The sequence below is a fragment of the Methanimicrococcus stummii genome (assembly GCF_032594435.1).
Lineage (GTDB): Archaea > Halobacteriota > Methanosarcinia > Methanosarcinales > Methanosarcinaceae > Methanimicrococcus > Methanimicrococcus stummii.
In genome coordinates this window covers 877151-902718 of record NZ_CP131062.1, presented here as the reverse complement: position 1 = coordinate 902718, position 25568 = coordinate 877151, and the positions used below count along the sequence as shown (strand labels likewise).

At 44.3% G+C, this 25568-nt stretch carries 28 protein-coding genes and 3 tRNA genes; 9 read left to right on the top strand and 22 right to left on the bottom strand.

Annotation, left to right across the window (positions count from 1 at the left end):
- Positions 1 to 133: 133 nt before the first annotated feature.
- Entirely contained in the window at positions 134 to 487 is a 354-nt protein-coding gene (locus MmiEs2_RS04380; RefSeq protein WP_316560199.1) for a hypothetical protein, read from the bottom strand.
- Positions 488 to 852: 365 nt separating this feature from the next.
- On the opposite strand from MmiEs2_RS04380, the gene MmiEs2_RS04375 reads away from it, so the two are divergent.
- The 6 genes from MmiEs2_RS04375 to MmiEs2_RS04350 all read left to right on the top strand — a co-directional run bounded on the left by MmiEs2_RS04375 (position 853) and on the right by MmiEs2_RS04350 (position 4201).
- Positions 853 to 1296, top strand: coding sequence for a hypothetical protein (locus tag MmiEs2_RS04375; protein ID WP_316560198.1), 444 nt, complete (start codon positions 853 to 855; stop codon positions 1294 to 1296).
- A 175-nt stretch (positions 1297 to 1471) separates the two neighbouring features.
- Positions 1472 to 1545 (top strand) — tRNA-Val (locus MmiEs2_RS04370).
- Positions 1546 to 1594: 49 nt separating this feature from the next.
- A tRNA-Phe gene (locus MmiEs2_RS04365) sits at positions 1595 to 1667 on the top strand.
- Positions 1668 to 1736: 69 nt separating this feature from the next.
- A tRNA-Gly gene (locus tag MmiEs2_RS04360) sits at positions 1737 to 1808 on the top strand.
- A gap of 444 nt (positions 1809 to 2252) precedes the next feature.
- Positions 2253 to 3518, top strand: a complete 1266-nt coding sequence (locus MmiEs2_RS04355; RefSeq protein ID WP_316560197.1) for a YcaO-related McrA-glycine thioamidation protein — start codon at positions 2253 to 2255, stop codon at positions 3516 to 3518.
- Positions 3519 to 3529: 11 nt separating this feature from the next.
- Positions 3530 to 4201, top strand: a complete 672-nt coding sequence (locus MmiEs2_RS04350; protein WP_316560196.1) for a TfuA-related McrA-glycine thioamidation protein — start codon at positions 3530 to 3532, stop codon at positions 4199 to 4201.
- Positions 4202 to 4259: 58 nt separating this feature from the next.
- Here the strand turns inward: MmiEs2_RS04350 and MmiEs2_RS04345 are convergent, their stop codons facing one another.
- Genes MmiEs2_RS04345 through MmiEs2_RS04330 form a run of 4 tightly spaced genes read right to left on the bottom strand, consistent with a single transcriptional unit; the run spans position 4260 to position 6106 of the window.
- Positions 4260 to 4535 (bottom strand): MoaD/ThiS family protein, encoded by a 276-nt coding sequence (locus tag MmiEs2_RS04345; RefSeq protein ID WP_316560195.1) that lies wholly within the window; start codon positions 4533 to 4535, stop codon positions 4260 to 4262.
- A 39-nt stretch (positions 4536 to 4574) separates the two neighbouring features.
- The gene (locus tag MmiEs2_RS04340) at positions 4575 to 5348 is read right to left on the bottom strand and encodes a HesA/MoeB/ThiF family protein (RefSeq protein ID WP_316560194.1); all 774 of its coding nucleotides are present in this window, start codon (positions 5346 to 5348) and stop codon (positions 4575 to 4577) included.
- A 23-nt stretch (positions 5349 to 5371) separates the two neighbouring features.
- Positions 5372 to 5671 (bottom strand): DUF2769 domain-containing protein, encoded by a 300-nt coding sequence (locus MmiEs2_RS04335; RefSeq protein ID WP_316560193.1) that lies wholly within the window; start codon positions 5669 to 5671, stop codon positions 5372 to 5374.
- Positions 5672 to 5689: 18 nt separating this feature from the next.
- Complete coding sequence (locus tag MmiEs2_RS04330; RefSeq protein ID WP_316560192.1) at positions 5690 to 6106, bottom strand: HIT family protein; 417 nt, start codon at positions 6104 to 6106, stop codon at positions 5690 to 5692.
- Positions 6107 to 6323: 217 nt separating this feature from the next.
- On the opposite strand from MmiEs2_RS04330, the gene MmiEs2_RS04325 reads away from it, so the two are divergent.
- The gene (locus tag MmiEs2_RS04325; RefSeq protein ID WP_316560191.1) at positions 6324 to 6527 is read left to right on the top strand and encodes a hypothetical protein; all 204 of its coding nucleotides are present in this window, start codon (positions 6324 to 6326) and stop codon (positions 6525 to 6527) included.
- Positions 6528 to 6770: 243 nt separating this feature from the next.
- The gene (locus MmiEs2_RS04320; protein ID WP_316560190.1) at positions 6771 to 8222 is read left to right on the top strand and encodes an aminotransferase class I/II-fold pyridoxal phosphate-dependent enzyme; all 1452 of its coding nucleotides are present in this window, start codon (positions 6771 to 6773) and stop codon (positions 8220 to 8222) included.
- A 637-nt stretch (positions 8223 to 8859) separates the two neighbouring features.
- Here the strand turns inward: MmiEs2_RS04320 and uppS are convergent.
- From uppS to MmiEs2_RS04305, 3 genes are all read right to left on the bottom strand, one after another.
- Positions 8860 to 9666, bottom strand: coding sequence for a polyprenyl diphosphate synthase (gene uppS, locus MmiEs2_RS04315; protein ID WP_316560189.1), 807 nt, complete (start codon positions 9664 to 9666; stop codon positions 8860 to 8862).
- Positions 9667 to 9820: 154 nt separating this feature from the next.
- Positions 9821 to 10138, bottom strand: coding sequence for a DUF2551 domain-containing protein (locus MmiEs2_RS04310; RefSeq protein WP_316560188.1), 318 nt, complete (start codon positions 10136 to 10138; stop codon positions 9821 to 9823).
- A gap of 302 nt (positions 10139 to 10440) precedes the next feature.
- Entirely contained in the window at positions 10441 to 11028 is a 588-nt protein-coding gene (locus MmiEs2_RS04305; RefSeq protein WP_316560187.1) for a DUF8061 domain-containing protein, read from the bottom strand.
- Here MmiEs2_RS04305 and MmiEs2_RS04300 point away from each other — a divergent pair.
- Positions 11027 to 11149 carry a hypothetical protein gene (locus MmiEs2_RS04300; protein ID WP_316560186.1) on the top strand — a complete coding sequence of 41 codons (123 nt, stop codon included), beginning with the start codon at positions 11027 to 11029 and terminating at the stop codon, positions 11147 to 11149. The two genes, MmiEs2_RS04305 and MmiEs2_RS04300, sit on opposite strands and share 2 nt — an antisense overlap.
- Here MmiEs2_RS04300 and MmiEs2_RS04295 read toward each other — a convergent pair.
- The 14 genes from MmiEs2_RS04295 to MmiEs2_RS04225 all read right to left on the bottom strand — a co-directional run bounded on the left by MmiEs2_RS04295 (position 11122) and on the right by MmiEs2_RS04225 (position 25399).
- Entirely contained in the window at positions 11122 to 11595 is a 474-nt protein-coding gene (locus tag MmiEs2_RS04295) for a radical SAM protein (protein ID WP_316560185.1), read from the bottom strand. The two genes, MmiEs2_RS04300 and MmiEs2_RS04295, sit on opposite strands and share 28 nt — an antisense overlap.
- Positions 11596 to 11712: 117 nt before the next feature.
- Entirely contained in the window at positions 11713 to 13611 is a 1899-nt protein-coding gene (locus MmiEs2_RS04290; RefSeq protein WP_316560184.1) for a beta-CASP ribonuclease aCPSF1, read from the bottom strand.
- 306 nt (positions 13612 to 13917) lie between these two features.
- On the bottom strand, positions 13918 to 14547 hold the full coding sequence (psmB, locus tag MmiEs2_RS04285; protein WP_316560183.1) for an archaeal proteasome endopeptidase complex subunit beta: 630 nt from the start codon (positions 14545 to 14547) through the stop codon (positions 13918 to 13920).
- 389 nt (positions 14548 to 14936) lie between these two features.
- The gene (locus tag MmiEs2_RS04280; protein ID WP_316560182.1) at positions 14937 to 15449 is read right to left on the bottom strand and encodes an HDIG domain-containing metalloprotein; all 513 of its coding nucleotides are present in this window, start codon (positions 15447 to 15449) and stop codon (positions 14937 to 14939) included.
- A 72-nt stretch (positions 15450 to 15521) separates the two neighbouring features.
- Positions 15522 to 16187, bottom strand: coding sequence for a transcription factor (locus tag MmiEs2_RS04275; protein WP_420891237.1), 666 nt, complete (start codon positions 16185 to 16187; stop codon positions 15522 to 15524).
- Between the two features lie 633 nt (positions 16188 to 16820).
- Positions 16821 to 17960, bottom strand: coding sequence for a 60S ribosomal export protein NMD3 (locus MmiEs2_RS04265; RefSeq protein WP_316560181.1), 1140 nt, complete (start codon positions 17958 to 17960; stop codon positions 16821 to 16823).
- Positions 17924 to 19369 (bottom strand): acetyl-CoA decarbonylase/synthase complex subunit gamma, encoded by a 1446-nt coding sequence (acsC, locus tag MmiEs2_RS04260; RefSeq protein ID WP_316560180.1) that lies wholly within the window; start codon positions 19367 to 19369, stop codon positions 17924 to 17926. The genes MmiEs2_RS04265 and acsC overlap by 37 nt, the downstream gene beginning before the upstream one ends.
- Positions 19370 to 20623, bottom strand: a complete 1254-nt coding sequence (gene cdhD / locus MmiEs2_RS04255; RefSeq protein ID WP_316560179.1) for a CO dehydrogenase/acetyl-CoA synthase subunit delta — start codon at positions 20621 to 20623, stop codon at positions 19370 to 19372.
- 51 nt (positions 20624 to 20674) lie between these two features.
- Positions 20675 to 21943: a hypothetical protein gene (locus MmiEs2_RS04250; protein WP_316560178.1), complete on the bottom strand. Its 1269-nt coding sequence runs from the start codon at positions 21941 to 21943 to the stop codon at positions 20675 to 20677.
- Positions 21944 to 21996: 53 nt separating this feature from the next.
- Complete coding sequence (gene queC, locus MmiEs2_RS04245) at positions 21997 to 22695, bottom strand: 7-cyano-7-deazaguanine synthase QueC (RefSeq protein WP_316560177.1); 699 nt, start codon at positions 22693 to 22695, stop codon at positions 21997 to 21999.
- Positions 22696 to 22715: 20 nt separating this feature from the next.
- Positions 22716 to 23312 carry a metallophosphoesterase gene (locus MmiEs2_RS04240; RefSeq protein WP_316560176.1) on the bottom strand — a complete coding sequence of 199 codons (597 nt, stop codon included), beginning with the start codon at positions 23310 to 23312 and terminating at the stop codon, positions 22716 to 22718.
- A 152-nt stretch (positions 23313 to 23464) separates the two neighbouring features.
- Entirely contained in the window at positions 23465 to 23650 is a 186-nt protein-coding gene (locus MmiEs2_RS04235) for a hypothetical protein (RefSeq protein WP_316560175.1), read from the bottom strand.
- A gap of 424 nt (positions 23651 to 24074) precedes the next feature.
- On the bottom strand, positions 24075 to 24842 hold the full coding sequence (locus tag MmiEs2_RS04230) for a DUF7839 domain-containing protein (RefSeq protein ID WP_420891240.1): 768 nt from the start codon (positions 24840 to 24842) through the stop codon (positions 24075 to 24077).
- Positions 24843 to 24877: 35 nt separating this feature from the next.
- Positions 24878 to 25399, bottom strand: a complete 522-nt coding sequence (locus tag MmiEs2_RS04225; protein ID WP_316560173.1) for an ArsR family transcriptional regulator — start codon at positions 25397 to 25399, stop codon at positions 24878 to 24880.
- Between the last annotated feature and the right edge of the window lie 169 nt (positions 25400 to 25568).

The following is a 25568-nucleotide window of genomic DNA, read 5'->3' as shown; positions in this document are numbered from 1 at the left end:
TTTCACCGATTTTTCTAAAAATTCAAAAATAAATTATAATATTCTTATTTATCACAGCCGAATTATGAAAATGAGTTCTGAAGTTGTTTTCAACAACTTCTTCATTCAAATTTTTGCTTCTTAATTTTGCTTCTTAATTATCCATCGCCAAAACATCCGTTCGAATCGCGTGAATCAACGCGGCCGCCAAAAGCGCGGTTCCGATGCAGATAAAAACGCCGACTAAAATCTGCCAAGTAATAATTGAATAAAAAATGACGGCAACAATGACGCCGAGCGCGACATATTGAATTTTTTCAATTAAACCGTACGGCTCAATCGTCTCACCTTTCTTTATTTTGTAATATTGATAGGCTAGCAATACGATTATGGCGCAAACCAATACGATAAAAGCAATTCCGCCGGCAAGTCCCATGACAATTCCGACAGCCATTCCGGCAACGCCCGCAATCGCGGCTTTTCTCGCCGTTTCCTTTTCAATCTTCAACTTAAATCCCTCTAACCCCTGATTTCGATATTTTCCGATTTTATCTTTTTGATACGGATTGTCATTCTTTCATTAAAACAGTTTTCTTCAAGTTTTAATTTTTTCCAAAACCTTAAGTTTTTCAAAACTTCAAAATGTTTTTCAAAACCTCAGAGTTTTTCAAAATCCTTTTCAAAACTTCAATTTTTCAAAACTTCATTTTTTTACAACTTCAATTTTTTTACAACTTCATTTTTTTACAACTTCAATTTTTTTCAAAATAATTCAAACAATTCAAAACATGGAAGCAATATTATATATTCAAAAAAAGCAATTCAATTGATACTGTCTTCAGTTCAGGTTTATGTTTTAATTCGAGGTCAATTATGAAAGCGTCTCATCTCTTAATTTTGTTCGCCGCCGTTACGGTTATATTAGTAGCGTCAGCAACGCTTCATTATTCGATTGCGCCTCAAAAATCCGTTCAGTTTACGAAAATGGAAATTCATTTCCAAAATGAAAACGCAACCGCCGACATCGAATATGAAGTCGGTCTTTTGACGCAGCTTTATGTTTTCTTTTTCGGAAGCCGCAATCTGGATCCTTATTTGGACGAGCTGCTTTACGATTTTGAAGAATACAGAATCACTTCCGTTTTGGGCGCGACGGCAACCGTTGAGCTGATCAACGCGTCCCGTTACGAAGGCTCTTATTATCTTCATGAAAAGCACACCCTCGGAACTGATGTCAATCGACTTATTTTGTATTTCCCCGACGGCAAAACAATGACATTTGACAACGCGACCGAAACGCAGAATGTCTTCTATTAATCTTCGTTAAATTCGGCTTTTTCAAAGGCCGTATATAAATGACCGCTACTGCAACTCAAAACCTTTATATACGATTATCATATTTATGAGAAGTGCACAGCCGTGAGGAATAAGGCAGGCAAGTTCCCTGTCTGTTTCGGGTTTTTCCGAAATATTCTCACAATTTGTTACGTATGGGCTCGTGGTCTAGATGGTTATGACGTCGCCTTGACATGGCGGAGGTCCTGAGTTCGAATCTCAGCGGGCCCATCAAATTTCGATTGCTGTATGCCGAAAATTAAAACGACGGCACTTTTGTGCCCAAATAGCTCAGTTGGGAGAGCGCTGCCCTGAAGAGGCAGTTGTCGCTGGTTCAAGTCCGGCTTTGGGCATTTTCAGTATCGAAATTCTTTAATAACTTGAAGCAATTTTAGGATTGTTTCTAAAACATTAATCGAAGGACACTGGTAGTGTAGTGGTTATCACCGGGCGTTGCCAACGCTCGAACCCGGGTTCGAGTCCCGGCCAGTGTACTTATCTTTCTTTTCTTTTAATTCAACAACAACAGAATACTTTCTTTGTTTTTTCTATTAACATTGATACCGCTTTTTTTTTGCAGCATCTATAATATTGTCTTGTGCGCTTCTGCTTGCAATGCGTGCGTCTCTGTCTGCAATGTGTGGTCTCTGTCGCAGTGTCGAATGCGTTGCCGCCTGTACCATCTCATTTTTAGTACATCCGCTCGCTACGCGAGCGTGGGTGCAGATTACCTGCCGATTCCGTTTGCTGCCGGCATCAGGTTTCCGTAAATACAGTTGCCGACTTGCCTGCCTGCCCGCTGCCGCCGCCCGCGCGCGAACCGCACAAATTTTAAAAAATAAACAAAATCCAATCCCGCTTTTTTGAAAATAACAACTTGATGCAGATTTTTGTTCATTGAAAACTGTTAAATCATTTCGATTCGTTTTTCACGCCACATGGAATTAAAATCTTGTAAAAAATTATACTTAAAAGAAACGCATCGGGTCAAATCGCCCGAAGAAACGTTTGAAATCGTTGAACCGCTGACGGAAGTTGCCGGCATTACGCGTGTCGCCGACATCACAAAGCTTGACCGTCTCAACATTCCCGTTTTTTCATGCATCCGACCGGGCGCAGCCGACGGCGCGATTTCCGTTTACAACGGCAAAGGCGCAACGCCGATTGCAGCGCGCGTTTCCGCGATTATGGAAGGGCTTGAGCGCTATTCCGCAGAACTTCAGCAAACGGATCAGGATCAGCTTGTGACCGGCAAATATCCCGTCTTAGCGGAAGAATTTGAAGTTTTGGATCCCGTCGAATTGATTTTACCCGAAGCAATTGATCCGGATGCCGTTATTCCTTGGACAACCTGCTCCGAATTTTTGTTTTCCGAGGACGGCGAACTTCAATCCGAAGATCTTCTCGTTCCCGCCGCAGCCGTTTATCATCCGCTTCCGCCTCATTATTATTCTATTTTCCGAACCGGAACAAACGGCATCGCTTCCGGAAACACGCTTGAAGAAGCGACTTTTCACGCGATGTGCGAAGTGATTGAGCGTGACGCTTGGTCGCTCGCCGAAGCCGGAAAAACCGGCGGCAAATTAATCGTTGACATTGATGACCCGGATATTTCGAATTTAATCGACGCTTTCAAAAATGCCGGCGTCGATGTTTTTCTTCGTGACATCACAAGCGACATCGGGGTTCCGACGATTGCCGCCGTTTCCGATGATGTCGAATTGAAAGACCCGACGCTGCTTTGCCTCGGCATGGGAACGCATTCGTCGCCGAAAATCGCGGCGCTTCGCGCGCTCACGGAAGTCGCCCAGAGTCGCGCCACGCAGATTCACGGCGCGCGCGAGGACGCGACAATCGCGGATGTCCGCAAACAAATCGGGTACGAACGCACCAAACGCTTGAATGCGAAATGGTTTGACGACACCGTTACGATTTCCTGGAATGATTTGAAAGACATTTCAACCGACGACTTTTTAGACGAAATTAAAAATACGATTCGCGCTTTAAACGATGTCGGGCTCCAAACCGTGATTTTAAAGGATTTGACGCGCCCCGAACTCGGCATTCCCGTCGTTCATGTGATTATTCCGGGAATTGAGTCTTTCGCGATTGATTCGGATCGCATGGGCGTCCGCTCAAAAGCGGCGCGCGCAAAGGCCTCAAAAACCGGAAGCCGTGTTCGTAAATATGTTCGTGAAACCTGAACTGAGAAAAAATGTCTGAAAAATCGGTGATTGTTTTTCTCGGCCCGAGTCTGGATTTGGATTCGGCCCGCTCAATTTTGCCGAGCGCAGACTTTCGTCCGCCGGCGTCCCGCGGCGATTTGGAAAAAGCCGCCGCCGAAAACCCCGACATCATTTGTCTCATCGACGGCGTTTTTTTCGAGCAGTGTTCCGTCGGCCACCGTGAAATCCTCGCCGCGCTTAAAAAAGGTATTTGCGTTGTCGGCGCATCCAGCATGGGCGCGCTTCGCGCTTCTGAAACCGAGATTTTCGGAATGGTCGGCATCGGAAAAGTTTTTGAACTTTACAAAAACAAAATCATTGAATCCGATGACGAAGTCGCCGTCATTTGCGATCCGTTTACCAACGAAGCCGTGTCAGATGCTTTGGTTAACATTCGCGCGACATTGGAAAAAGCGGAATCCGAAAAGATTCTGACAGCTGATGAAAGCGCCGCTCTGTTTCAAATCGCGGCGGAAATTTATTATCCCGACAGGCTTTACGATTTTTTAATTGAAAACGCGAGCGCGTCAGGCGTTTTAAATCCCGAATCGCTTCATTCATTTGAAAAATGGATTCGCGACGGAAACGCCGCCGATATTAAAAAAGAAGATGCGATTGCCGCTTTAAAATTCGTTTCCGAAAAAATATCAGAATCGGATTAATTCGTTTCGAATTTACCCTCTGATTTTCATTTTCAATGTTTGATTTTTGTTTTTCAATTTATCCGCCCGAAACCGACGGGTAAACAACGACTTCGTCGCCGTCTTTTAAGATCAAATCCGCTGCCTTTCCGGTCAAAACTCTTTTTTTATTGACTTGAATAATCAAATGTTTTTTCAAATTTCCGTCTTTATCTGCGATTAAATCCGGATCGGTGAGAGTCTGCGCAAATTCCAAAATCAAATCTTTCGCGCTGGATTGTTCCGAAATATTCATCTCGGCAGCTTTTTTCCCGTTGTCTGCGCGTATTCCTAATATCGAAATTGACACTTTCATCTCATTTTCTCCTTATTTTGATTCTTTCCGGTATCGTTTTTAATTCTTGCAGCAAACGGCGCATTCCGCGTCTTTTTCAATTTCAATCACATCAAAGCTGTTTGAAAGACCGTCCCAAATAAACAATCTCCCGACTTGTTTTTTCCCGGCATTTGTTATGTACTTGATGATCTCGTTCGCCTGCATGGACCCGATAATGCCGGCAGTCGCCCCGACAATCGGAAAAACAGGCTGTTCGGATTCATTTGATTCATTTTCATCTTCCGCTTCCGGAAACGCACAGAAATAACACGGTCCGTCTTTCGGATAAAAAGACGCGAACTGTCCTCTGAATCCGGAAACGGCGGCGTGGAAATAAGGCCGTCCGGTTCTGACTGCAAAAGCGGCGAGCAATCGCCGTGTTTTATCATTATCAAGCGCGTCAACAATAATTTGACAGCCGCCGATTAAGTTTTCAACATTTTCTGCCGTCAACAAATCGCAAACCGAATTAACTTGAATTTCGGGATTCATCGCCTTTAATTTCTCCGCGCCCGACTCCGCCTTTTGCCGGCCGACATCCGCATCCCGATGCAAAAACTGGCGGTTCAGATTGGTTTTTTCAACCGTATCGCAATCCAGCAAAACAATTTTTCCAACCCCTGCCGCCGCTAAATAAGTCGCAACCGGCGATCCGAGACCACCCGCACCTGCGATGAAAACGGAGGCGTTTGCCAGCTTTTCCTGTCCTTCCCTTCCGAAAAGCGGAAGCTGACGGTCATATCTTCCGGCAGTCGGGGTTTGGCAGCTGCATTTTGATTCCGGTTGATTCATATTTTATTCCTTTCTGTTCTTTCTCATTCGGTTTTATTGTCGTTTACGCAAAAATCCGATCCTTCCATCGAAAATTGTTTGTAGACGGCGCATTTTTCGCACAAGCAAATCGTATTTTCTTCTTTTTCAGCATCAACAATCGTTCCGACTTCGCCGTTTTCATCGCCCGATCCGTAAGTCGGACAGCTTCCTTTCGCGCAATACATGATGTTTCCGAAATCGGGTCGAAGCGCGCACGTCGGACAAAGGCAGGCTTTGGAATGGTGAAACGAAGCGCAGACGCCGAAATATTTTCCGAATTTCTGTTCCCGCTCGTCTGCCATTTTGCCGCTTCCATTTGATTATTCTGTCAAAAGTTCGCAGATTTTCTTTAAATATTCGGGGTCGGCGGATTTCGCGGAATCGACGATTGAATGCGTTGTTCCGCCGCCGTCGCCTTCATAGCGCGGAAAAATGTGGACGTGCGTGTGCATAACAGTTTGGCCGGCGGAAGGGTACGTGTTCATTCCGATTGTCAGGCCGGTGATGCTTTCCATTTTATTCATAATCTGATTGGAAACTTTATTGACGGCTTCAAAAAGCGCGCCGGATTCTTCAGGTGTCATTTCAACGAAAGCGTCGGCGTGCTTTTTCGGAATCACCATGGTGTGACCGTCAGCGCAGGGCGCGACATCCAAAAACGCAAGCGTTTTTTCGTCTTCATAAACTTTAAAGCACGGAATTTCGCCGGCGATAATTTTGCAGAAAATGCAGTCCATTTTTAAAAACCTCTCTGATTATTTGATTTCAATGATTTCGATTATTTTGATTTTGACGATTTTACATTTTTAATTTTAAATTTATTGATGAATGCATTCAAAATCATATTAATTTTGCCGCCAATTCATTTTATTCGATAATTCAGTTTATGAGTTCTGTTATTATTGTTTTTTATTCGTTGCGGTTTGTGTTTTTGTTTGCGTTGCGGGTGGCGTGTTGCCGCCTGCGCTGCTGTCAGCGTTGCAGTTTGCACCTGCTCTTTATCATCACATCCGTTCGCTTCGCGAACGGGCGCACGGCTATCAGCCGTTCGCGCCACTGTCGGTGCCGCCGCGCGTGAGCCGCATCATTTTTCCAGAAAATAAATCAAAATACAATTTCGTTTTTCAAAAAAATAAATTAAATCCGAGTCGAATTTAAAAAATCAAATTTCAATCACGTTTCTAAAAATAATCTGTCAAAATTCTGTTTTAAAAACATTTTGAAAATGAAAGAAGGACTAGTTTTAAATATTGAAATCCATTATGAATTTTGTTTAATTTATTTTGACGGAAAAAGGCGAAAGCGGATATCGAAAAACTTCTGTTCTTAAATATCTGTTTCAAAACTGTCCCCATACCGTTTTTGTTTTTTGTTGAAATAAATCAGAGGTTATAACTGTAGATGGACCAAAATGCTACCCCGATTATCGATGCATTACGTGAATTCGATTCCAAGAAAATCACGTCGTATGATGTCCCCGGCCACAAAAGAGGAATCCGTGAAGACGATTTCCAAAAGTTGGTCGGCAAAGAAGTTTTTTTAATGGATGTAAATTCTCCGATCGGCACAGATCATTTTTCGCATCCGAAAGGCGTGATTAAAGAGTCGCTGGAGCTTGCGGCAGAAGCCTACAAAGCCGACAACGCGTTTTATCTGGTCAACGGCAGCAGCAGCGGCGTTCAGATCATGATCATGACGGTTTGTTATGACGGCGAAAAAATTCTGATTCCGCGAAACGCGCACAAATCCGTGACGAACGCGCTGATTTTGTCAGGCGCTGTTCCGGTTTTCATGGAGCCTGAAATCAATCAGCATTTCGGAATTGCCAGCGGCATGACGTTAAAAACAATCCAAAAACACGTCGAAGAAAATCCCGATGCGAAAGCGCTTTTTTTGGTTTATCCGACTTATTACGGCGCGTGCGCCGATTTGGAACAAATCATTGAATACGCGCACAGCAAAGACATTGTCGTGATGGTCGACCAAGCCCACGGCGCGCATTTCTCATTTTCGTCCGCGCTTCCGAAGTCTGCCGCCGAACTCGGCGCCGATTTGGTGGTCGCAAGCACGCACAAAACAGGCGGTTCACTCACGCAAAGCGCGATGCTTTTGCACAATGAAGGTTTGGTCAAATATCATTCCATCAAAAAGCGTGTTTTGATGTTTCACACGACAAGCCCGAGCTATCTGCTGATGGCGTCTTTGGAATCTTCCCGCAAGCTTTTGGCAACACAAGGCGAAGAGATTTTCGGCGAACTCGTTCACGAATGTCGAAAATTGAAAAAGGAAATCTCAAAAATTCCGGGACTTTCGGTTTTGGACGAACACGAAGGCGTGACGACAATGACGTACGACCCGACGAAAATCGTCATCAACGTGACGAAACTCGGTTTGGATGGTTTTGACGTTTACGATATTATGTTTGAAAAATACGGCATTCAAATGGAACTCGCCGAGCCGACAATTGTTTTGGCTGTCATCGGAATCGGTGATACGAAAGAAACGATTTGGAAGCTGGCCGACGCATTCAAAGATTTGTCGGAAACGTATTACGGCAAATATGAAATGCTTGACATTCCCGAAGAAATCGTGTACGTCCCGCCGCAAATCATGTCGCCGAGACAGGCGTTTTACGCCGACAAAATTTCAATCCCAATCGGCGAAGCCGTCGGCCATGTCGCCGCCGAAGCCGTGATGATTTATCCCCCCGGCATTCCGATTTGCATTCCCGGCGAATTAATCACCGCCGAAACCATTGATGAAATTCTTTATTGTCAGGAAAACAGCAACTGCGTTCAAAAAGACAGCAAAGAAGCCGATAAAATTCTCGTCGTCGATGACGGCGAGGAATGATTTTTTTATTTTTCGCTTTTCTCGTTTTTGTTTTTTGACATTTTCCTCAATTTGGGTCTTTTTCGTTTTTCTTATTTTGTTTCTTTTCTGCTTCTTCTTTTTGTTTCTTTCAACTTTTCTTTTTTTGTTTCTTCTTTCTCCTTTTTGTTAATTCGTTAAACCCTAAACAACCACACGCTAATTTTTGTTTTTGAACGGAGCGAAGCGAAGTGAGAAAACGGAAATTTGCGGATTCGCACCCATTCGAGTCAAAAAAACATTTGCTCATTGCTGTTACAGTTCGTTGTCACCACCGCAGTTAGTCGTCACCGCTAAAAACAGTCCATCGTCGCCACAGCAGTTTGTTGCCACCTCCAAGCAGTTCATTGCTGCCGCGTCCGTAGCTCATCGCCGCCACAACAGGTTTGCGTTTCCACTCGCATTTTCTTCTTAGAGCAGCCGTTCGCTTCGCGAACGTGGCACAGCTACCTGCCGTTTCCGGTCGCGGTTATTTCATTTTCAATAAAATTATCAAAAAATTATCCCTTCTTTTTCAATAATTTTTATTCAAAAACAACTCTCGTTTTTCAAAAATTTCTTCAAATCGGACCCGTTCGCGCGCGCCGCCGCGGCCCGATTCGTTGCTGTTGTTATTTGCTCAAATTTCAAAAAACGCTTCCACTTTTTTCATGCGCCGCTCTTCATTTTTCCGGCGCTCTTCTTCTAAACGCTGATAAATCCGGAGCGTGTAAAACAAGTCTTTGAACGTGAATTCCGGCCAGAATTTGTTGTAATAACAGACGACAGCATTGTTGCCGTTCGCTTGCCACGGCAGAAAATTAGATGTTCGGTGTTCGTCGCCGGTTCGAATGAGAAAATCAACGCTCGGGACGATTTCATCGGAAAACGGGAATAAGTATTTTGAAATTTCGTCGTCTGATAAGGCGGCTGCATTTGTATTTTCAGAACTCGCCGCGATCTTTTCAAATGCTTGCGTCATGTCGTTGCGGCCGCCGTAGGCGAGCGCGACATTCAAATACATTTTATCATTCGCGGCCGTCTTTTCTTCCAAATCTTTAAACGCGCGGAGTGTTTTTTCCGGAAGATTGTCCGTCTCGCCAATCATTCTGATCTTGATTTTTTTGCTCAGAATTTTTTCATCGGTTGAAAGTTTATGAAGCATTTTTTCAAGGAGCTCAAAAATGCTTTCCACTTCCGACGGATCGCGCTTGAAATTTTCCGTTGAAAAAGCGTAAATCGTGATGTGTTTGATTTTTGCAAGATACGTCCAATGAAGCAGTTTTTCAACGGCTGAGACGCCGGCGGTGTGCCCCCAAGTTGTTTCTTTTCCCTTTTTTTGAGCGTACCTGCGGTTACCGTCCATGATAAAAGCGATATGTTCCGGAACGTGTTTCGCCGAATGAAGAAATGCTCTCGAATTTTTACTTTTATTTATTTGAGGCATAATCGCGGCAACCGTTTCTTTTTAAGTGTGGTTGTTCAAAAAACAAACCGATAAAAACAAATCCGAAAATAAAAATAAAAACAAAAGAATGCCGATTGACATTCTTTTTATTTACTTTTACGAAATACGAAACAACAAAAATAACATGCTCAAATTACTGAGCGGCATGAGTGAGAATTGCTTGGACAACCGGTTTGTAGTCATCCTTCAATGAATAAATATTGTGATCCCCGGTCACATTAATGCTTAAAATTCCGAGTCTCGTATTCATTAAACCGACCATGGCAGAAACGCCTCTGTAACTGACATCACAGCATTCTTGTTCCAAATGCTTGTAAACGTCACCGGTCGTAAACTTGTCACCCGTAATAAACAAATTTAAAACAATTTTTCGTATTCCGTTTTCATCTCTTGAAAGATACTTTTCTAATCTTTCTCTGACTCTGTCTTCTGATGATTGCAGCCCTGACACCCTCTTGTATCCCTAATTTTTTATTTTGTGGGAACGGCAGCGAAAATTCGCGCCTTTTTGGATTGCTTTATTTTTCTTACGGCTGTTTTTGTTTTTGAAAGAAATCGTTTTTATTAACCGCCGGATTTGAAATTATAACTCCCTTTTATAATCCAATCCGTTTTTTATAATTGTTAATGCAATCCGTTTTTGTTTTTCTCCGCAAAATTCGGCGGCCGATTCGAAAATCGTCAGCTTCAAGCGGATTCATACCCCTAATATAGATTAATCCTTTATAAATTTTTACGCGTAACCTTTAAATATCAGAAAATACGCTCGCTGCCAACGACGAAGCCGCCGACAAACGGATACTGTTCGATAATCCAAAGCTGCACCTTTTCAAAACCGTCTTCGTCTTCTTCAAAAATCGCTTTTAATTCTTCGACAATTCCGGCCGCCGTTTCAATTACATTTCCGGAAATCGCATACGCTTCTTCCGGCAATTCATTTTCCTGCAAAATTCGAATCAATTCGCTGAGCGAATCCGAGTCCGGCGCTTTCACGCGTCCAAAATAAATCGTCCCGTCTTCCGTGATTTCATCAAACGGCCGCGCGAACTGCCGCGCCGTTCGAAGAAGCCGAAGCCGAAGCTGAATCGCATCTTTGTAGCGCGACGAACAGAAGTTCATTTTGGCGCCGCTTGCTGTGTCACCTGCGCTGCCGTCGTTGACACAGGCGCAGTCACCTGAGTTGTCGCCCGCACCGCCGCAGTGAGCCGCGCACCCGGCATCAAACGCGTGTTTCGCGATTTCGGCAGATCCCAAAACCGTGTTTGATTCATCATTAATCAAGCTGTAACCGCGGTTTTTCAATTCTTCCGCGTTCGTATCGGAAAATTCGAGTTCATTCATGTTTAAGAAACAGCCGGCTTTTGCCGAAAATTCGGCAACAAACGCCGCGCCGTCAATTGCCGGAATTTCAAATCCGGCGCAAATGCCGTTTTCCTACGCCGCCGTCAACGATTTTTCGTAAGCGGAACCCGAAAGTTTGTCCCACATTTCAATCGGCGGGTGGAATCTTATTTCATCTAAGCCGGCGCCGGCAAGTTCTTTTAATTCTTCATCACGCGGCGCGGTCGAAGTATAAAGGTGAACATGATGTTCTTTTCCGAATTCATTTTTCAAAAGCCGAATGTAATGCGCCACTTTTTCAAGTTCCAAAAGCGGTTCCCCGCCCGTAATTCCCGTTCCTTTCGCGTCCATCGAACGCGCTTCTTCTAAAACGTCGGCATCCGTTAAAACAAGGCGTTCGTTTGCAAAAATGACATCTTTGTTTTTTCGTTCATCCGAGAGCGGACAGAAAAAACAATCGCGGTGACAAATTCCGGTCACAAACAAAACCATTTTCGCGCCTTCGCGGCAGCAAAGACAGCCGTCCGTTAAAAAATTGCTGTAAGAACCGCTTTCATCCGCCTGCATTTAAATCACCTGAATATTGAAGAAAAAATTGAAAAGAAATTAAAAAAGAAAAGGAAATTTTGAGTTTTTCTCAAAATTTCAAGACATTTTATTGTTTTACTGCCTGTTGATTCTGTTTTACAAAATCCTGAACGTTTCCAAATTCACAAGCGGTTTACATTCAATTCTGTTCTTCTTGCGAAGCGATTCCGCAAGTTCGATACAGGATTTTTCATCGCCGTGAACCGTGAAAATGCGTTCAGGCTTGGGCTGCATTTTTCTGATGTATTCATGAAGCTGCCTGACATCGGAGTGACCGGAAAAACCGTCAATCGTCTCAACGCTCATGTTGACTTTCACGGTGTTGTTGTTGCCGACAGCAATCTCGGACCAGCCTTTTTGAAGACGGCGGCCGATGGTTCCGTCAGCCTGATAACCGACGAAAACAAGCGTGTTGCGCTCATCCGGCGCGAGTTTGTAGAAATAACTCATCACAGGACCACCCGTCATCATGCCTGATGTCGCGATAATAACACACGGGTGCGGCTCTTCCAATATTTTCTCACGCATGTCTTTCGAATCAACCTGCTTGAAAGATTCCGACAAGAACGGATTTTGACCTTTCTGGAAAATCTGTTTTTTGAGTTCACTGTTCAAATATTCGGGGTGGGTCGCGTGAATTGCAGTCGCTTCCCAAATCATACCGTCCAAATAAACGGGGACATTCGGAATAAAACCCTTTCGAATGGCCTCTTCCAAAACAATCATAACTTCCTGACTTCTGCCGACCGCAAACGCCGGAATTAAAACCGCGCCGCCGCGATTGACTGTGTCGCGAATAATTTTCTGCAAATTCTTCTCGGCATCTCGAAGCGGCGTCTGATATCCATTGTTGTTGCCATATGTCGCTTCCGTAATGACGGTTTCGACACGCGGGAAACGGTTGACGGCCGGGTCAAAGAGGCGCGTTCTTTCATACTTGTAGTCGCCCGTAAAGACGATGTTGTGGAGACCGTCACCGATGTGGAAGTGCGCAATCGCGGATCCGATAATGTGGCCGGCGTTGTGGAACGTCAGCTTCATGTCCGGCGCGATATCCGTCACTTCTTCGTAATCGAGCGGAATCATATGAAGCAATTCTTTTTGAATCGTTGAAGAATCGTAAGGCACTTTCTTGCCTTCTTTTGATGCGATATCGACGTAGTCCAGCTGAAGGAGAACAGTCATGTCGCGCGTCGGCGGCGTGCAGTAAACAGGACCGTCGTAGCCGTATTTGTAAAGCAGCGGGATGAGACCCTGGTGGTCCATGTGCGCGTGCGTTAAAACAACGGCGTCGAGTTCGTTGAAGTGGTTGACTTCGGGAACGTAAAGGTAAGGCGTTTTGTCTTCTGCGCCAAGGTTGACGCCGCAGTCAATCATGATTTTAGATTCGGGCGTTGAGAGGAGGTAGCAGCTTCTGCCGACTTCCAAACTGCCGCCGAGACCGGTCACACGAATCCATTGGTCGGTGTTCGTGGTTTCGCGGTGGATTTTGCGGCCGATGTCGCGCAGGATTTCTTTTCTTTCTTTGAGATTGTTTCTCATGAAATCGCGGACATTCTTCACGGTTTTGGATTTGATCGGCGGTGTTCGCGCGACTTTCGGAATCCAGCCGATTTCTTTTGTAATTTCACGAAGCGTGTCGCCGTGCTTTCCGATGACAAGTCCCGGTTTTTCGGCTTCGATAATCACTTCGCCGGCATCCGGATCAAAATAACAATTTGAAATAACGGAGTCCGCCGGAACAATCTTGTGAATAATTTCAACGGATTTTTCGGGTTCTGCCAAAACTTTCGGGTCCGGGCGCACCGCGATTCTGATACGAAGTGCCTTTGCCAAGTTTCTGATGATATTTCCGTCATCGGCAAACTTCTTCGGCTCTTCCGTGTAAAGTACTAATTGGGGACCTTCAAAGCTCACGCCTGATATGGTTACGCCGTCAGGCAGATTTTTTTCGATTTTATTTCGAAGGTCAGCTAAAACGTCATCTATTGCCATTCTTTTCTTCCTTTTTTTAAAATGAATAAATGTAATAATTTTCTTTGATTTTTGAATCTGTTGAATTTGAGTTTGTTAAATATTTGAAAAATGATTTAATGACGTTTTTCTAAAAGCAACATGAAAACAGCGGCCGATATCGGAGCTTGCTTTTGATAAACTCAAAAAATCAACAATGGCGGCGCAACGCGCCGTTTCGTTAAAATATTTAATTAAATTAAAAATTTAATAAAATCTAATATTGAATAAAATTTGATATTGAATTAAATTTAATAATTGAATAAAAATGAAAAATGAAATACAGAATCAGTTTAATGTTTTTCTGTATTCATTGATTTCTTCGTCTTCCATTCTGGCAAACTGATTGCCGGTGATTTTAACAACACTGATCGCATCGCCGGATGCGGAGTCTCTTTTCATTGCGTTGTGAAGCGCGCGAATTGCAAGTTCTGCACCTTCGTCAACAGTCATGTCTTCTTTGTAATGGTCTTCCAAAACACCGTAAGCAATCGGTGAGCCGGATCCGGTGGAAACCGCTCTCGTTTCTTCGATGATGCCGCCCATGGCGTCCAAAGAATAAAGCGACGGGCCGTTTTTGTCAACGCCGCCGATCAAAAGCTGAACGGAGTACGGATAATATCTGTTGGAGTTGAGCGTGTTTGAAAGCATTGTCGTCAGCCCTTTAATGGTGACGGATTCCTTTCGTCTCATTTTGTAGAGTTTGGATTCAACGGTCATGGCGCGGACAATCTGCTGCGCGTCGCCGACGGATCCGGCAAGCGTGAGGCCGATTGTGTCTCCAAGCTGATACACTTTTTTAGCTTCACGGCTGGCGATAAAGTGTCCCATTGTTGCGCGCCGTTCGCTTGCAAGAACGATTCCGTCTGAGCAAATCACACCGACTGTCGTTGTTCCTTTGTATACTTCTTGTTCCATGATAATTTACCTTTTGTTTTTGTTTTTGATTAAAAAATTAAGTTTCATAAATTGTAAAGTTATAAATTTAAATTTAAATGTTTATTCTGAAATGTTTGAAAATTCTTTGTTTTATGATTTTTGAAATCAAGCGTTGTTTTTAAAACTTAAGCTTTTTCAAATAAATTTTAAAAACATAAAATGAATGCGCCGTTAAGCTTTGCAGCCGACCTCTCTTATTTTTCAGCCGCAGTTTTATTTTCAGAAATAAACAGCCGATTTCTAAGATTTCAAAAAAGCTATCTGATTCGGCTATATAATTTATTTATGACATAATCGTTTTCGATGTATATAAATTTTCCTTTAATTTATTTCTCAAATATTTCCTATCAGGCGCGCTCTTCAAATCCTTAAAAATAATCGGGATCAATCTCGCGCGCCAAATCGTTAATCCGCTTGATAATATCTTCATCCGCGCCGTTTTCTTCCAACAATTCGTTTCTTTTTTCAAGCGTGATAACCTTCGTTCCTTTCACCAAATTATCCGCATGCGCGACGATTTTCTCTTCCAATGTCCGCGGTATGTAATCATCGTCGGGAAGCCCGAGCGCCGCCGCTTCTTCTTTTGTGACGCCTGCGCCGATATGTCTTTTGATGATTTCTAAAACCGACTCTTCAACGTCGTGTTTTTTCGCGAGTTTGACACCGACAATCGCGTGCGTCATGTCATGCGTTTTCGCGCGCCCCAAATCGTGAAGTAAACCGCCGATTTCAACGAGACTGATGTCAACGTCGCGGCCGATTTCAATATTTTTCTTCGCAACCTCAACGGCTTTATCCGAAACCGTTATACAGTGCCGAATCACTTTCTCATCGCAGCCTTCGTCTTTTAAAATTTGAAGCGCTTCTTCTCTTGAAATCATGAATTATCCCTCAAAATTCCGTCGTTTTTAAAAAATCAGATTGCCCACGCGCAACGGCGCAGGCTTGTAAATTTATGCGGTTTCTTCAAACTCTTCGATTCTCTGATCCAAGAGTTCTTTAAACTGCTCGTTGTCCTGGAAAACCAAATCTTCGCCGCAAAGCGGACATAAGAATTCCGTTTCCGTCGCTTCGTCAAAGACGAGGCGCAGGCAATTCTGCGGACAAACGTAGAAAATATTATTGTCTTCGTATTCCTTGCGCTTGACTAAGTTTCTGTACAGCTTTTTCTTTTCACGCTCAATCTGGTGATAAATGCCGTCCATGTTTAACATCCAGCGAAACGTCAGCCAGCCGCTGTTCGCGTCTCTTTCTCGGTGGCAGATTGTAAATTTGTTTTCATACAAAATGAAAAGAATTTTTCGAACCGTGTTTAACGTAATTTCTTTTTCGTCACCCAAGTTCGCTTTCGCGGTTTCGGCTTCCTTTTCGGCGGCTTTGACATCCTTTTCTAACTTTTTCGTCTCTTCGCCTTTTTCTTTCGCCGCTTTAATTTCAATGTTTAATTTTTTAACCTTGTCATCGGCCGCTTTTGAAATTGTTCGAAGCGGATTGAGCGTGTTGCAGATTTCCTCATCTGTCACTTCGCCTTCCGGCATATTTCGAATCAATGTGATACCGTCTTCACCGATTAAGCGAAGCAGATAGCCGTGAATCAGGGGATCGTCTAAATTAATCAAATCGTTTACCTCGTTTCTGATTTATAAATGCGGACTATTTTCCGCGTTCGTTTTTTTAAAATCGTATCTCATGAAATAAAAATGAAATAATTTTGGTAATTTGTGCTGTTTTAGCTTTTATATCTTTGCTTTAACCTTATGGAAATGAATTTTAAATACTTTATTCAACTTGTAAAATCATTCGCAAATTTTTTATTCACTTAATCGAATTGATTCCAATGAAAAAAGAAAACCAAATCTTCATCTTTTGTCTCGTTTTAGCATTATTCGGCGTTTTTTATTGCAGTTTTACGGAGTTTTCAACATTTTCTTTATTCTGTGTAAGTGCGCCGCCTCTGCTTCTTTTTGTGTCGCTGGTCTCTTCTAAAAAGATTCCCGAATCGGATCATTTGCCCGTTTACAATTTCATCGGCATTCTTTTTGTCATTCTGTCGTATCTTATCAATTTCGCGCATTATCTCAATATTTGGCAAAATGAATCGGCAGAACTCATATTCATAGCAGTATTCTTTATTTATTCTCTCTTTTTGGCATGGCAAAAAGGAAGATCATAAACGAAAAAATATTGAAAAATCCGAATCGGATTTTCATTCCTTTTTGAAAAACGTTGCCATTCACGCGCGAGCCACCGCCTCAAAGCGCGAAAATTCCGTATTCCGTCTTAAAAACTTTAATTTCGCTTCCGGGAAGCGCGTTAAAACTCATCGGCTTTTGAATCGTCACCGTTTCAAACGTTTCCGGATCCAGAATCTGAATGCCGTGCTCTTCAACGGAAACCAAAACGGTTTCCTTTGCGTCAGCCGTGTTTCCAAGAAGTTTCGCGCCTTTGAAGTGTTCACCGTCGATGAAAAAGTTGGACGAATTCATCAAATTAATGCCGGTCACGCGTTTGCCGCAATTTTTGATTTCAATCACTTTGTCTTCGAAATAAACGACATCGCCTTTCTTAAATTCGGGCAGTTTCATCGCGAAAGTCGTTCGATAAATGTCTTTGCCGTCCTTCATGCCGGCAAGCGTGTAAGATTCTGCGACCGTTCCGCCCATCACTTCAATAATGTGTTTGCAGACGTGTTTTCCGGCTTTGGAAGATCCAATGTAAACGTCGGCGCCGTCTTTAAACGTCATCGTATCCGTGACAAACGCGAGTTTATCGCCCTTTTTCAGCTGCGCCGTCATCGACTCTTCAACCAGCTTTAAGCATTCCGTCACTTCTTCTTTCGTCGGTATCCGATTGTTCGCGCGAATTTGAATGATCCCTTCAAAATATCCGCCGGCGCGGCGGCTGCACATTTCGCACGCTTCTCTTTTGATTCGAACTTCTGTTTTGGCATCTTTGTAATATTTAACGCCGTCCACTTCGCCTTCCACATCGACCAAAACGTCAAAAATGTAAGGGGAGCGCGCGTACGGATGCATGCCGACCGTTATGTTTTCAATGCCGTCCGGAATTGCAAGGTGGCTTTCTGCCGTCAGCATCGCGACTTCTTCGGGCGTTCCCATGTCTTCCCATTTGCTTTTGTAATAGTGAGCGCCGCAGCGCTGGCAAATGCGCGCGTGAAGCACTTCCGGCAAGTCAAATAAGTTCAATCTTTTTCCGAAACAATCGGGACAAACGTTTTTAACGGTTTTGTCCGTCTCCTTGCCGCATTCGGGACAAACAATCATCGCCGCGGCAGACGCCGTCTTTGTTTCAGGTTGGTTACTTTTTTGAGTCATTTCTTTCATTCCATTCGTTTTTATTCCTTTTTCGGCGGCCAATTTTCTTCCAGCCATTTCGCAAGCCTTCCCGAATCCATCGGGCCGACAAGCGCCGCCACGTTCATTGATTTTTCAATATCGCTTTGCAGGCGCGCGGCCAAGCCCGGCAGCACCAGCGTTTGATGCGCCGTCTGCTCCTCAAAGTTGAATTGCGCCTCTTCAAAATCCTTCTTCACAACGTCTGCCGTCAGCTGTCCGCCGGCAACCGCCGCTTCCACGCCGAGTCCGCCCGTGTTGACCGCCAAAACGTAACCGTTAAAGCCGGCCGATTCCAAATCGCTTTCCACCGTGTAGTAGGTCAGCGCGAAATTCGTCGTAAACAAAACCGGCGACGTTGAATCGGGATTTCCGATCTCATAGAGTTTCGGCTCAACCGACGACGGTGTTCGCGGGTCGGTGTAAATCATGTCGGTGACATGAACAATCGGAAGCAGCTCATGACCTTCCAAGCCGTGAATAATCATAATGTCCGCATATCGAACTGTCAGCGCTGATGCCGCAATCGTTTCATGATAATCTGCGACAATTTCGGGCGGCAAAGTTTCGCCGACTTTCGGAAGCGCTGCGCTTTTTCTTGCGGCAATCGGCAGCGCAATCAACGGGTACGCTAAATCTTTGTCGCCGTCAAGACCCGCTTTTCGAAGTTTGATGAAATTCTGAAACGTCTTTTTAAATTCCGGGCCGTAAGACGCGGTTCCCGGATCAATCACGATTTTTGAAACGCCGTCGGCGCGAAGCGTTGCCGAAAGCGATTTTAAATCGTCCAAATTTCCGCCGGCAGAAATCACAACAGGCGCATCAAATTCAAGCGCGAGCCGTGTCATTTCCTTGCGGTTTTTTAAATCGCAGGCATACATCAGCGGATTTTTGTCGTCCGCCGCGATGAGTCCGGCGCGCATAATTTCCGGATTTTTCGTACACAAAATCAACGGCAAATCCGAATGTTTTATAATCTTTTCAACGATTTTTCCGAATGTTTCGGGACTGCCCGATGTCGAACGAATCGCAATCATATCCAAATACAAAAAGTCGCCGACATAGAATTTCTTGAAATTTTGGATCTTTTCGATTCTTTCAAACAATTCCGCGTCAATCATCGTGTCCCAAACATCGACGGCAACCGGCGGTTTGTTATAAAACGAAAGCGTATGGCGGAACATCACGTCATCGCCGCCGATTGTAACTTTTTTGTCCCCCGCGCCGATTTCAATTTCCCGAATCGTCGGACTTAACAAATCGGCGAGTTTTTCGTATTTTTCGATAAATTCCGGCGGCAGGGTTTCGTAAATTTCCCGAACGTCTTTCACTTTTAATTTCTTTCCGGCAAGCTGCGTTGCAACCGCCATCTTTGACGTTCCGAAAAGCGATTCGCAGTTGTCCGGCAGAAGCGGATAAATGTCAAGCGGACTGACTTGTTTTGCCATTCAATAAACCTCCGTCAGCCAATCGTCATTGATTTCGGCGTTTTCAATATTTGCCGAGTTTCCTAAAATGCCCGTAAATTCCTTCAAAAATTGAACGGCTTTCGGGTGCATCATCATGAAAAGATCATTTCCGGCAAGCGAAAGCGTCATTCCCGTTATAATTTCCCAAATCGGGCCGCGATATTCGCGGTCACCCCAGTCGGAATCCTGTCCCTGCGGCGATGCGATCATCCACGCTTCGCGCGCGCCCCAGGCATTGGTCGTGCCGGACGAGAGCGGATAAGCCAGCTCGGAATCGCCCGAAAGTCCCGCCATTCGAATGCGTTCCATGTTGGAGTACGCGTAATCCAAACCGTAGCCGAGCGCAGCCGTCGTCGGATCCATGATCAGGCCGTCAGGCGCGATGCCGCATTGGCGAAACAGTTTGCGGTTGAGTTCTTTTTGCGCGTTGATGTCCATTTGCGTCCAGGACAAAACGACATGTCCGTGCTTTTTTGCCGCGTCTCCGATGCGTTTGTAATCCATATTCAGGTTCGCGGATGCGATGAGCGCGCGCTCGCCTTCCGCCGCCTCCGCGGCTTTTTCCAAGACTTCCGGATCTTTTTGCGGATTGCCGCTGCCGCCGATGACGATTGGGACATCAACGGCTTGCAATATTTCTTCAACCGTTTTCGCCGCGTCTTTTGCCGACGTGTCTTTAATGGCGGGATCGGTTGACACCAAATGAATCGTAATCATGTCCGCGCCGAATTCGTTCACCGCTTTTTTCGCCCACGCGGCCGGGTCGTCTAAAACGTCTTCGTAATTGGAGCGAACGGATTTCGCAAGGCCGACCGGCATGTCAAAAACGTCCATCGTTACGCGGTTGATGTTGGGCATTGCCGCGTCAAAAAAGTAAGGCATCGTTTTCTCACCGCCGAGAGTGAGCGTTTTCTTTCGGCTGCCGCCTTCGCTTTTGCCGGCACCGAGAACGACTTCCTGAATCGGTTGTTTGAATTGATTAAATCCTGAGACATTGAATTTGGCGGCGGTAAGCGTGTCCGAGATCGGGTACGCGCGGCTCAGCAGCGTTTCGAGCTCGCTGTCCGTTTCGCAGCCGAAAAGCGCCGTAATTTGAGAAATGCGCGCGAGAAGTTCTTTTTCATCGCTTTTCGCACCGGATAAATCCGAAAGCTGCAGCTCGCCTGCCTTGCCTTCGGTTTTGAGAAGCAGAAACATTTTTTCCAAATCGGAATATTTCATTTTGCGCGTCATAATCGGTTCACCAATGTTTTTTACGCTTATTTAATTTTTCATACGGTTTCGTTAATTCTTGTGCTCCGCCCGATATTTCAAAAGCGCGTCCAAATTCGCGGCATCCTTTTCCGTCGGAATTTCCAAAAGTCGGCCGAGTCGTTTTTCAAATCTTTTTGAATCCGATGATTTGATTTTTTGAATCAATTTATTTTTAAGCGATTCCGACATCCAAACGACATTTTCAAAGCTGCCTTCCATTTGCATAAATTTGTCCGACAGCAAATACATTTCGCCGACGCCCGAAAATCCGGAAATTTGCTGACCGTATCCCGTAAAAATCATCATTTCTTCAAACGTTAAACAATTCACGCTCGGCGTTTTTGTGTCGCGGTCAATTAAACCGATGCCGGAAAGTTCCGGGATGTAAAACGCGATAATGTCAAACGAAGAGCCGGTCGTATGCGGATTCTCAATCAATGAATAAAGCCGGACTTTTTCCGTCTCACCGCCGCTTTCCGAAAAAACGGCGTCGTTGACGCCGGAATATTCGCCGCCGGCTTCATCAATCAGCTCGCCCTTTTCAATCTCGAAAATCGGGCCGTCGGGGTTTGCCAATGTCGATGCCCCCGCTTCAAACCAGTGAATCGTTCCGCAAACCGACGGCCGATCCGGTGTAATCACGCAAACATGCGCCGGACTGCTGATTTGACAAATTTTGCAGCCGTAAAATTTCCCGACATCCTCATCGTGAAGTGCCAGCGACCGCTCGTCCCGCCGTTTGTAAATTTCTCGCGCGATTTCAAGGCCTGCTTTCACCGATTCCAAATCCGTGTAAATGCGAACGAAAACCGCGTCGACAAACGGAAATTCCTTTAATATTTCCTCCTCGACAAACACTTCGATTTTTTCAAATGTTATTCCGTTTTTCACGGCGTCAATGCTGATTTTTATCTCAATCTGGTCGCGCGTATGCTCATGAGAAACACCCGAAATCAAATTTAAAATGTCGCCGAGTTTCTTTTCGACAACGGCTTCCAAATCTTCAGCCGTAATCGAAGCGTCGGCGGAAATCTTCTTTTCAATCTCGTCTTTAATTTGAATTCTGACAACCAATCCGAACGGCGCGGTTTTTCCGAGCCGGTCCAGCTCCGGTCCGACCAAATATTCGTCAAATGATTTTGATTCTGCTCGGCCGGCGGCTGTTGTCGCTTGCTCGCTGACAGCCGTTACCAGCTGGTATCCGCTCTCAGCGCCGCCGAGCGTGACAAATGTGTCGGCATCCCGAATGTGTTCGCCCGATGTTTCGGGCGCGGCAATTATTTTTTCATCAAAATCCATTTTATGACGACCGTTTTCAATTTTTAATTCCGATTCGTTTCGAAATTCAAATCTTAATATTTTCCGCGCTGATATTCTTCAAGCCCCTTTTGCCGCAATCCGCAGGCAGGACATTCGCCGCAGCCTCTTCCGACAATGCCGTTGTAGCAGGTCACCGTTTCTTTTTCAATCAAATCAAAAATGCCGAGGTCTTCCGCCATTTTCCAGGTTTCCGCCTTTGTTTTATTCATCAGCGGCGTATGAATTTTAATTTCATAATCCATCGCAAGCGAAATTGTTTTTTCGGCGGATCTGATGAATTCTTCGCGGCAGTCGGGATAACCGCTGAAATCGGATTCGGAAACGCCGGTCACGACATTGTGAAATCCGTTGTTTCGGGCGATAACGCCGGCAATTGATAAGAAAAATAAATTTCTTCCGGGAACAAACGTATTCGGATAGTCCTCTCCTTCCGGAATTTCCTTGTCAATTTCAATTTCATCTTCCGTCAGCGCGCACGCCGAAATTGATTTTAGAAAATCCAGCGACAAATTCGTATGGGAAAATCCGTTTTCTCTTGCGATTTTCTCGGCCGCTTCCAATTCCTTTTCGTGTTTCTGGCCGTAAAAAAACGAAACCGGAATGATGTTTTTTTTTCCGTAAATCTTTTCCGCCCAAAACAAACAGGTCGTGCTGTCCTGTCCGCCTGAGAAGATGATGACTGCGCCGTCTTGTTCTTGATTTTTTTCCGACATTTGTTTCGTTTCCGTCATTTTGTTTTCCGTTCGTGTTTTTATTTCTTCTTTTCCTGATTCTTGACCAATTCCTCTTGGAATTTTAAGTAACCGCAGGAAGCAGGCGCAACCGGAATGATTTGAATTTCCGTAATCTTCTTTTCGTTTTCATCAATTGTCATTTCAACAACCGCCGGCTCGGACATTCGGGCTTTTGTCGGCGATCCCGGGCAAATCAAAAACTTTCCGTCATATTCGTCAACGGACGGCGTGTGAATATGGCCGTAAATCAAAACATCCGCGCCCATTTCTTTTAAAATATACCAGCGCGCGGTGTTATCGTTTAAAGAAAGGCCGGCTTCGTGAACGACGCCGAATTTGATGCCGCATTCTTCAAAAATCAATTTCTCCGGCAGTTCTTTTCGAATATTTTCCGTATCGCAATTCCCGAAAACCGCTTTCAACTTTCCCGTATTTTTAAAAAGCAGGTACGCATTGTCTGATTCAAAATCGCCGGCATGAACAATCAAATCCGCTTCGCGGATTTTTTGCCGCAGCGTTTCCGGAAAAAACGGAAAATCATTCATCTCGGGATTGTTTTTATTTTCGGCGCTGAATTCCGGAAGATGCGTATCGGAAAGAATTAAAATATTCATGAAATCCACCTGTTTTTATTCTTAAAGAAAAAAGTGCGTTGAAGGATTATATATCTTATCGAAAAATCCGAGTCAGGGTTTTATTTGTTTGTTAAAATTCGTGTTGGTTTTTTGTTCGTTTTTTAAAATTTTTGTTGGTTTTTATTCGTTTTTTAAAATCCGCGTTGGCTTTTTGTTCGCTTTTTAAAATCGGAGCGGTTCGCGCGCGCGGCGGCGGCAGCAGAGGCGGCAAAACGGAAACCTGAAGGTAAACAGTACCAAACGGAATCGGAAAGGTAATCTGTGCCACGCTCGCGCAGCGAGCGGATGTGATAAGAAAGAGAAGATGCACGCAGCAACACACTCCGCATTGCAAGCTGTAATCCACACAGAAGTAGAAACAGAAGCTGAAACATAACAATATCTCTAAAAACGGTTTTTTGTTTTTATGAAATTCTTGGGGCGAATCTCCAATCCTCATTTTGCTCGCTTCGCTCACAAAACTCGGATTGGAGGCGGTTATTTTGGTTTTCTATTATTATTTACAAACCGAAACATCGTTTTCTTTAAAATTAAGAAAAACGAACCCCTTTCTTCTTTTTATTTTTTGGAAAAGGCGGGGTTCGGGTTTTTAAAATTATGAAAAACGATGTTTCAATTTATGAAAAAACTAAAAAAATACAGAACTCAAAAAATAAAAACAGAATTAAAAATGAAAAACAGAAATAAAAAAATGAATCGATAAAAAAATGAATCGAAATGGAAAAATCAAAAAAGGAAAAATTAAATTTTTCCGGTTTTGCTTAAATCCATAATCTCATACGGAATGCTTTCGTTTTCAAGGCGCGCCATCAAATAAGAAACTTCATCTTCGACGATGACGATGACGGATGCTAATCCGTGATAAGCCGCCTGAATGACAGATTCGGGCGCGCCGAACATAACGTCGGGCGTGATGCCGATTCTTTTCAGCGCCATCAAAGCTTCCGTTCCGACCGCGCCGATGTAAGGCTTGGATTCAACAATTGGTCTAAGGCGTTCCAAATTCGTAAAAGACGATCCGCCGCGTTTAATTCTCGGAATCTTGCAAATTGTAATGGATTCGGTGTCGACATGCATGTAACCTTTCAAATCGGTTACACCAATATCAAAACCCTTCTCGCCGCTCATGATTGCGGTTCCGTAAATGCCGGTATCTTTGCTGCGGTTCGCGTACAATAATCCCTTGCGCATTTCGATATAAACCTTATCTTCCTTTTGAATCGCTTCATCGCAAATGGCCGTCCATGTCGAAACATGACTGATGATGTCTTCCATGACCAGCTGAGAATAACGCTTTAATTCCGACGCGTTATCCAAAACCCACTCGACACCGTCCTTGGTAATCTTGTAGCGGACACGCCCATCCGAATGAATCAATCCTTCCGCCGTCAATTCCTTAATGTATTCGGAAACGGCCTGAGGTGTAATTCCGATTTTGACTGCGATTTCCTTTTGGCGGACATTCGGCTGGTGCGCCGCAATTTCCGTCAATACTTGGAATTTGGTCATCTCACTTTTGCTTTGAAGGATTTTTGCATTCAAGGTTATATCTCCTCATCTTTTTCAGCTAATTTAAGACGCTGTCCCATGACGGAAAGTCTGTCGGAACGGCGCGCGATGGCGCAGATGTGGCTGGCATTCATGTTCAGCTCACGCGTGAGCTTGCTCATGGAATTGTTTCCCTCGGCAACCATTCTTTCAAGACTTTCGATTGTGTCTTTCACTTCTTCATACGGCTTGAAAGCCAGCATGATAATGTCGCTTAAATCTTCAAACGAGCTTTGGAAATTCACCTGAACATTGGAATAAGAAGTATGATATTCCTTGACCGGAGATTTTCCGGGTTCGGGAACACGCCATTTGCTTTCCAAAAGGCCCGCTTTTTTAAGGTTGATCAAACTGCTCAACGATTCGGCTTCAATCTCTTCATCCAGTTCTTCCTGTGTCATCCAATTTGATAAAAGTAAATCGAAGACTTTTTTGTGCGTCCTCGAACCAAAAGTTCTCAAAAGAGGAACCAGGTATGAAGGATCGTTAATAATTCGCGTTCTTTCTCTTTCTCCCATTTCAAAGCCTCAAATTTTGCCTTGCAGCAAATATTGTTTTTGTTTCGTTTTTAATTATGCCGGCCAATCCTTTCTTGTTTGTTTTTCTCTGAATCATAAACAAGGGGTTTGTATCCGAACATGGTAAAAGTTATATTCATCTATTGTGTTTGTTCATTAAATCATGTGA

Excerpts from the sequence above, each read along its gene's own strand:
- MmiEs2_RS04345 (WP_316560195.1), bottom strand. The coding sequence starts at position 4,535 with ATGAAAGTGTCAATTTCGATATTAGGAATACGCGCAGACAACGGGAAA.
- acsC (WP_316560180.1), bottom strand. The coding sequence starts at position 19,369 with ATGGCAAAACAAGTCAGTCCGCTTGACATTTATCCGCTTCTGCCGGAC.
- MmiEs2_RS04330 (WP_316560192.1), bottom strand. The coding sequence starts at position 6,106 with ATGGACTGCATTTTCTGCAAAATTATCGCCGGCGAAATTCCGTGCTTT.
- MmiEs2_RS04375 (WP_316560198.1), top strand. The coding sequence starts at position 853 with ATGAAAGCGTCTCATCTCTTAATTTTGTTCGCCGCCGTTACGGTTATA.
- MmiEs2_RS04300 (WP_316560186.1), top strand. The coding sequence starts at position 11,027 with ATGTTTAAGAAACAGCCGGCTTTTGCCGAAAATTCGGCAACAAACGCC.
- MmiEs2_RS04230 (WP_420891240.1), bottom strand. The coding sequence starts at position 24,842 with ATGACCAAATTCCAAGTATTGACGGAAATTGCGGCGCACCAGCCGAAT.
- MmiEs2_RS04225 (WP_316560173.1), bottom strand. The coding sequence starts at position 25,399 with ATGGGAGAAAGAGAAAGAACGCGAATTATTAACGATCCTTCATACCTG.
- MmiEs2_RS04265 (WP_316560181.1), bottom strand. The coding sequence starts at position 17,960 with ATGGCTGGAAGAAAATTGGCCGCCGAAAAAGGAATAAAAACGAATGGA.
- MmiEs2_RS04240 (WP_316560176.1), bottom strand. The coding sequence starts at position 23,312 with ATGAATATTTTAATTCTTTCCGATACGCATCTTCCGGAATTCAGCGCC.
- MmiEs2_RS04340 (WP_316560194.1), bottom strand. The coding sequence starts at position 5,348 with ATGAATCAACCGGAATCAAAATGCAGCTGCCAAACCCCGACTGCCGGA.
- cdhD (WP_316560179.1), bottom strand. The coding sequence starts at position 20,623 with ATGACGCGCAAAATGAAATATTCCGATTTGGAAAAAATGTTTCTGCTT.
- MmiEs2_RS04295 (WP_316560185.1), bottom strand. The coding sequence starts at position 11,595 with ATGCAGGCGGATGAAAGCGGTTCTTACAGCAATTTTTTAACGGACGGC.
- MmiEs2_RS04355 (WP_316560197.1), top strand. The coding sequence starts at position 2,253 with ATGGAATTAAAATCTTGTAAAAAATTATACTTAAAAGAAACGCATCGG.
- MmiEs2_RS04320 (WP_316560190.1), top strand. The coding sequence starts at position 6,771 with ATGGACCAAAATGCTACCCCGATTATCGATGCATTACGTGAATTCGAT.
- queC (WP_316560177.1), bottom strand. The coding sequence starts at position 22,695 with ATGACGGAAACGAAACAAATGTCGGAAAAAAATCAAGAACAAGACGGC.
- MmiEs2_RS04250 (WP_316560178.1), bottom strand. The coding sequence starts at position 21,943 with ATGGATTTTGATGAAAAAATAATTGCCGCGCCCGAAACATCGGGCGAA.
- MmiEs2_RS04350 (WP_316560196.1), top strand. The coding sequence starts at position 3,530 with ATGTCTGAAAAATCGGTGATTGTTTTTCTCGGCCCGAGTCTGGATTTG.
- MmiEs2_RS04305 (WP_316560187.1), bottom strand. The coding sequence starts at position 11,028 with ATGAATGAACTCGAATTTTCCGATACGAACGCGGAAGAATTGAAAAAC.
- psmB (WP_316560183.1), bottom strand. The coding sequence starts at position 14,547 with ATGGAACAAGAAGTATACAAAGGAACAACGACAGTCGGTGTGATTTGC.
- MmiEs2_RS04290 (WP_316560184.1), bottom strand. The coding sequence starts at position 13,611 with ATGGCAATAGATGACGTTTTAGCTGACCTTCGAAATAAAATCGAAAAA.
- MmiEs2_RS04335 (WP_316560193.1), bottom strand. The coding sequence starts at position 5,671 with ATGGCAGACGAGCGGGAACAGAAATTCGGAAAATATTTCGGCGTCTGC.
- uppS (WP_316560189.1), bottom strand. The coding sequence starts at position 9,666 with ATGCCTCAAATAAATAAAAGTAAAAATTCGAGAGCATTTCTTCATTCG.
- MmiEs2_RS04280 (WP_316560182.1), bottom strand. The coding sequence starts at position 15,449 with ATGATTTCAAGAGAAGAAGCGCTTCAAATTTTAAAAGACGAAGGCTGC.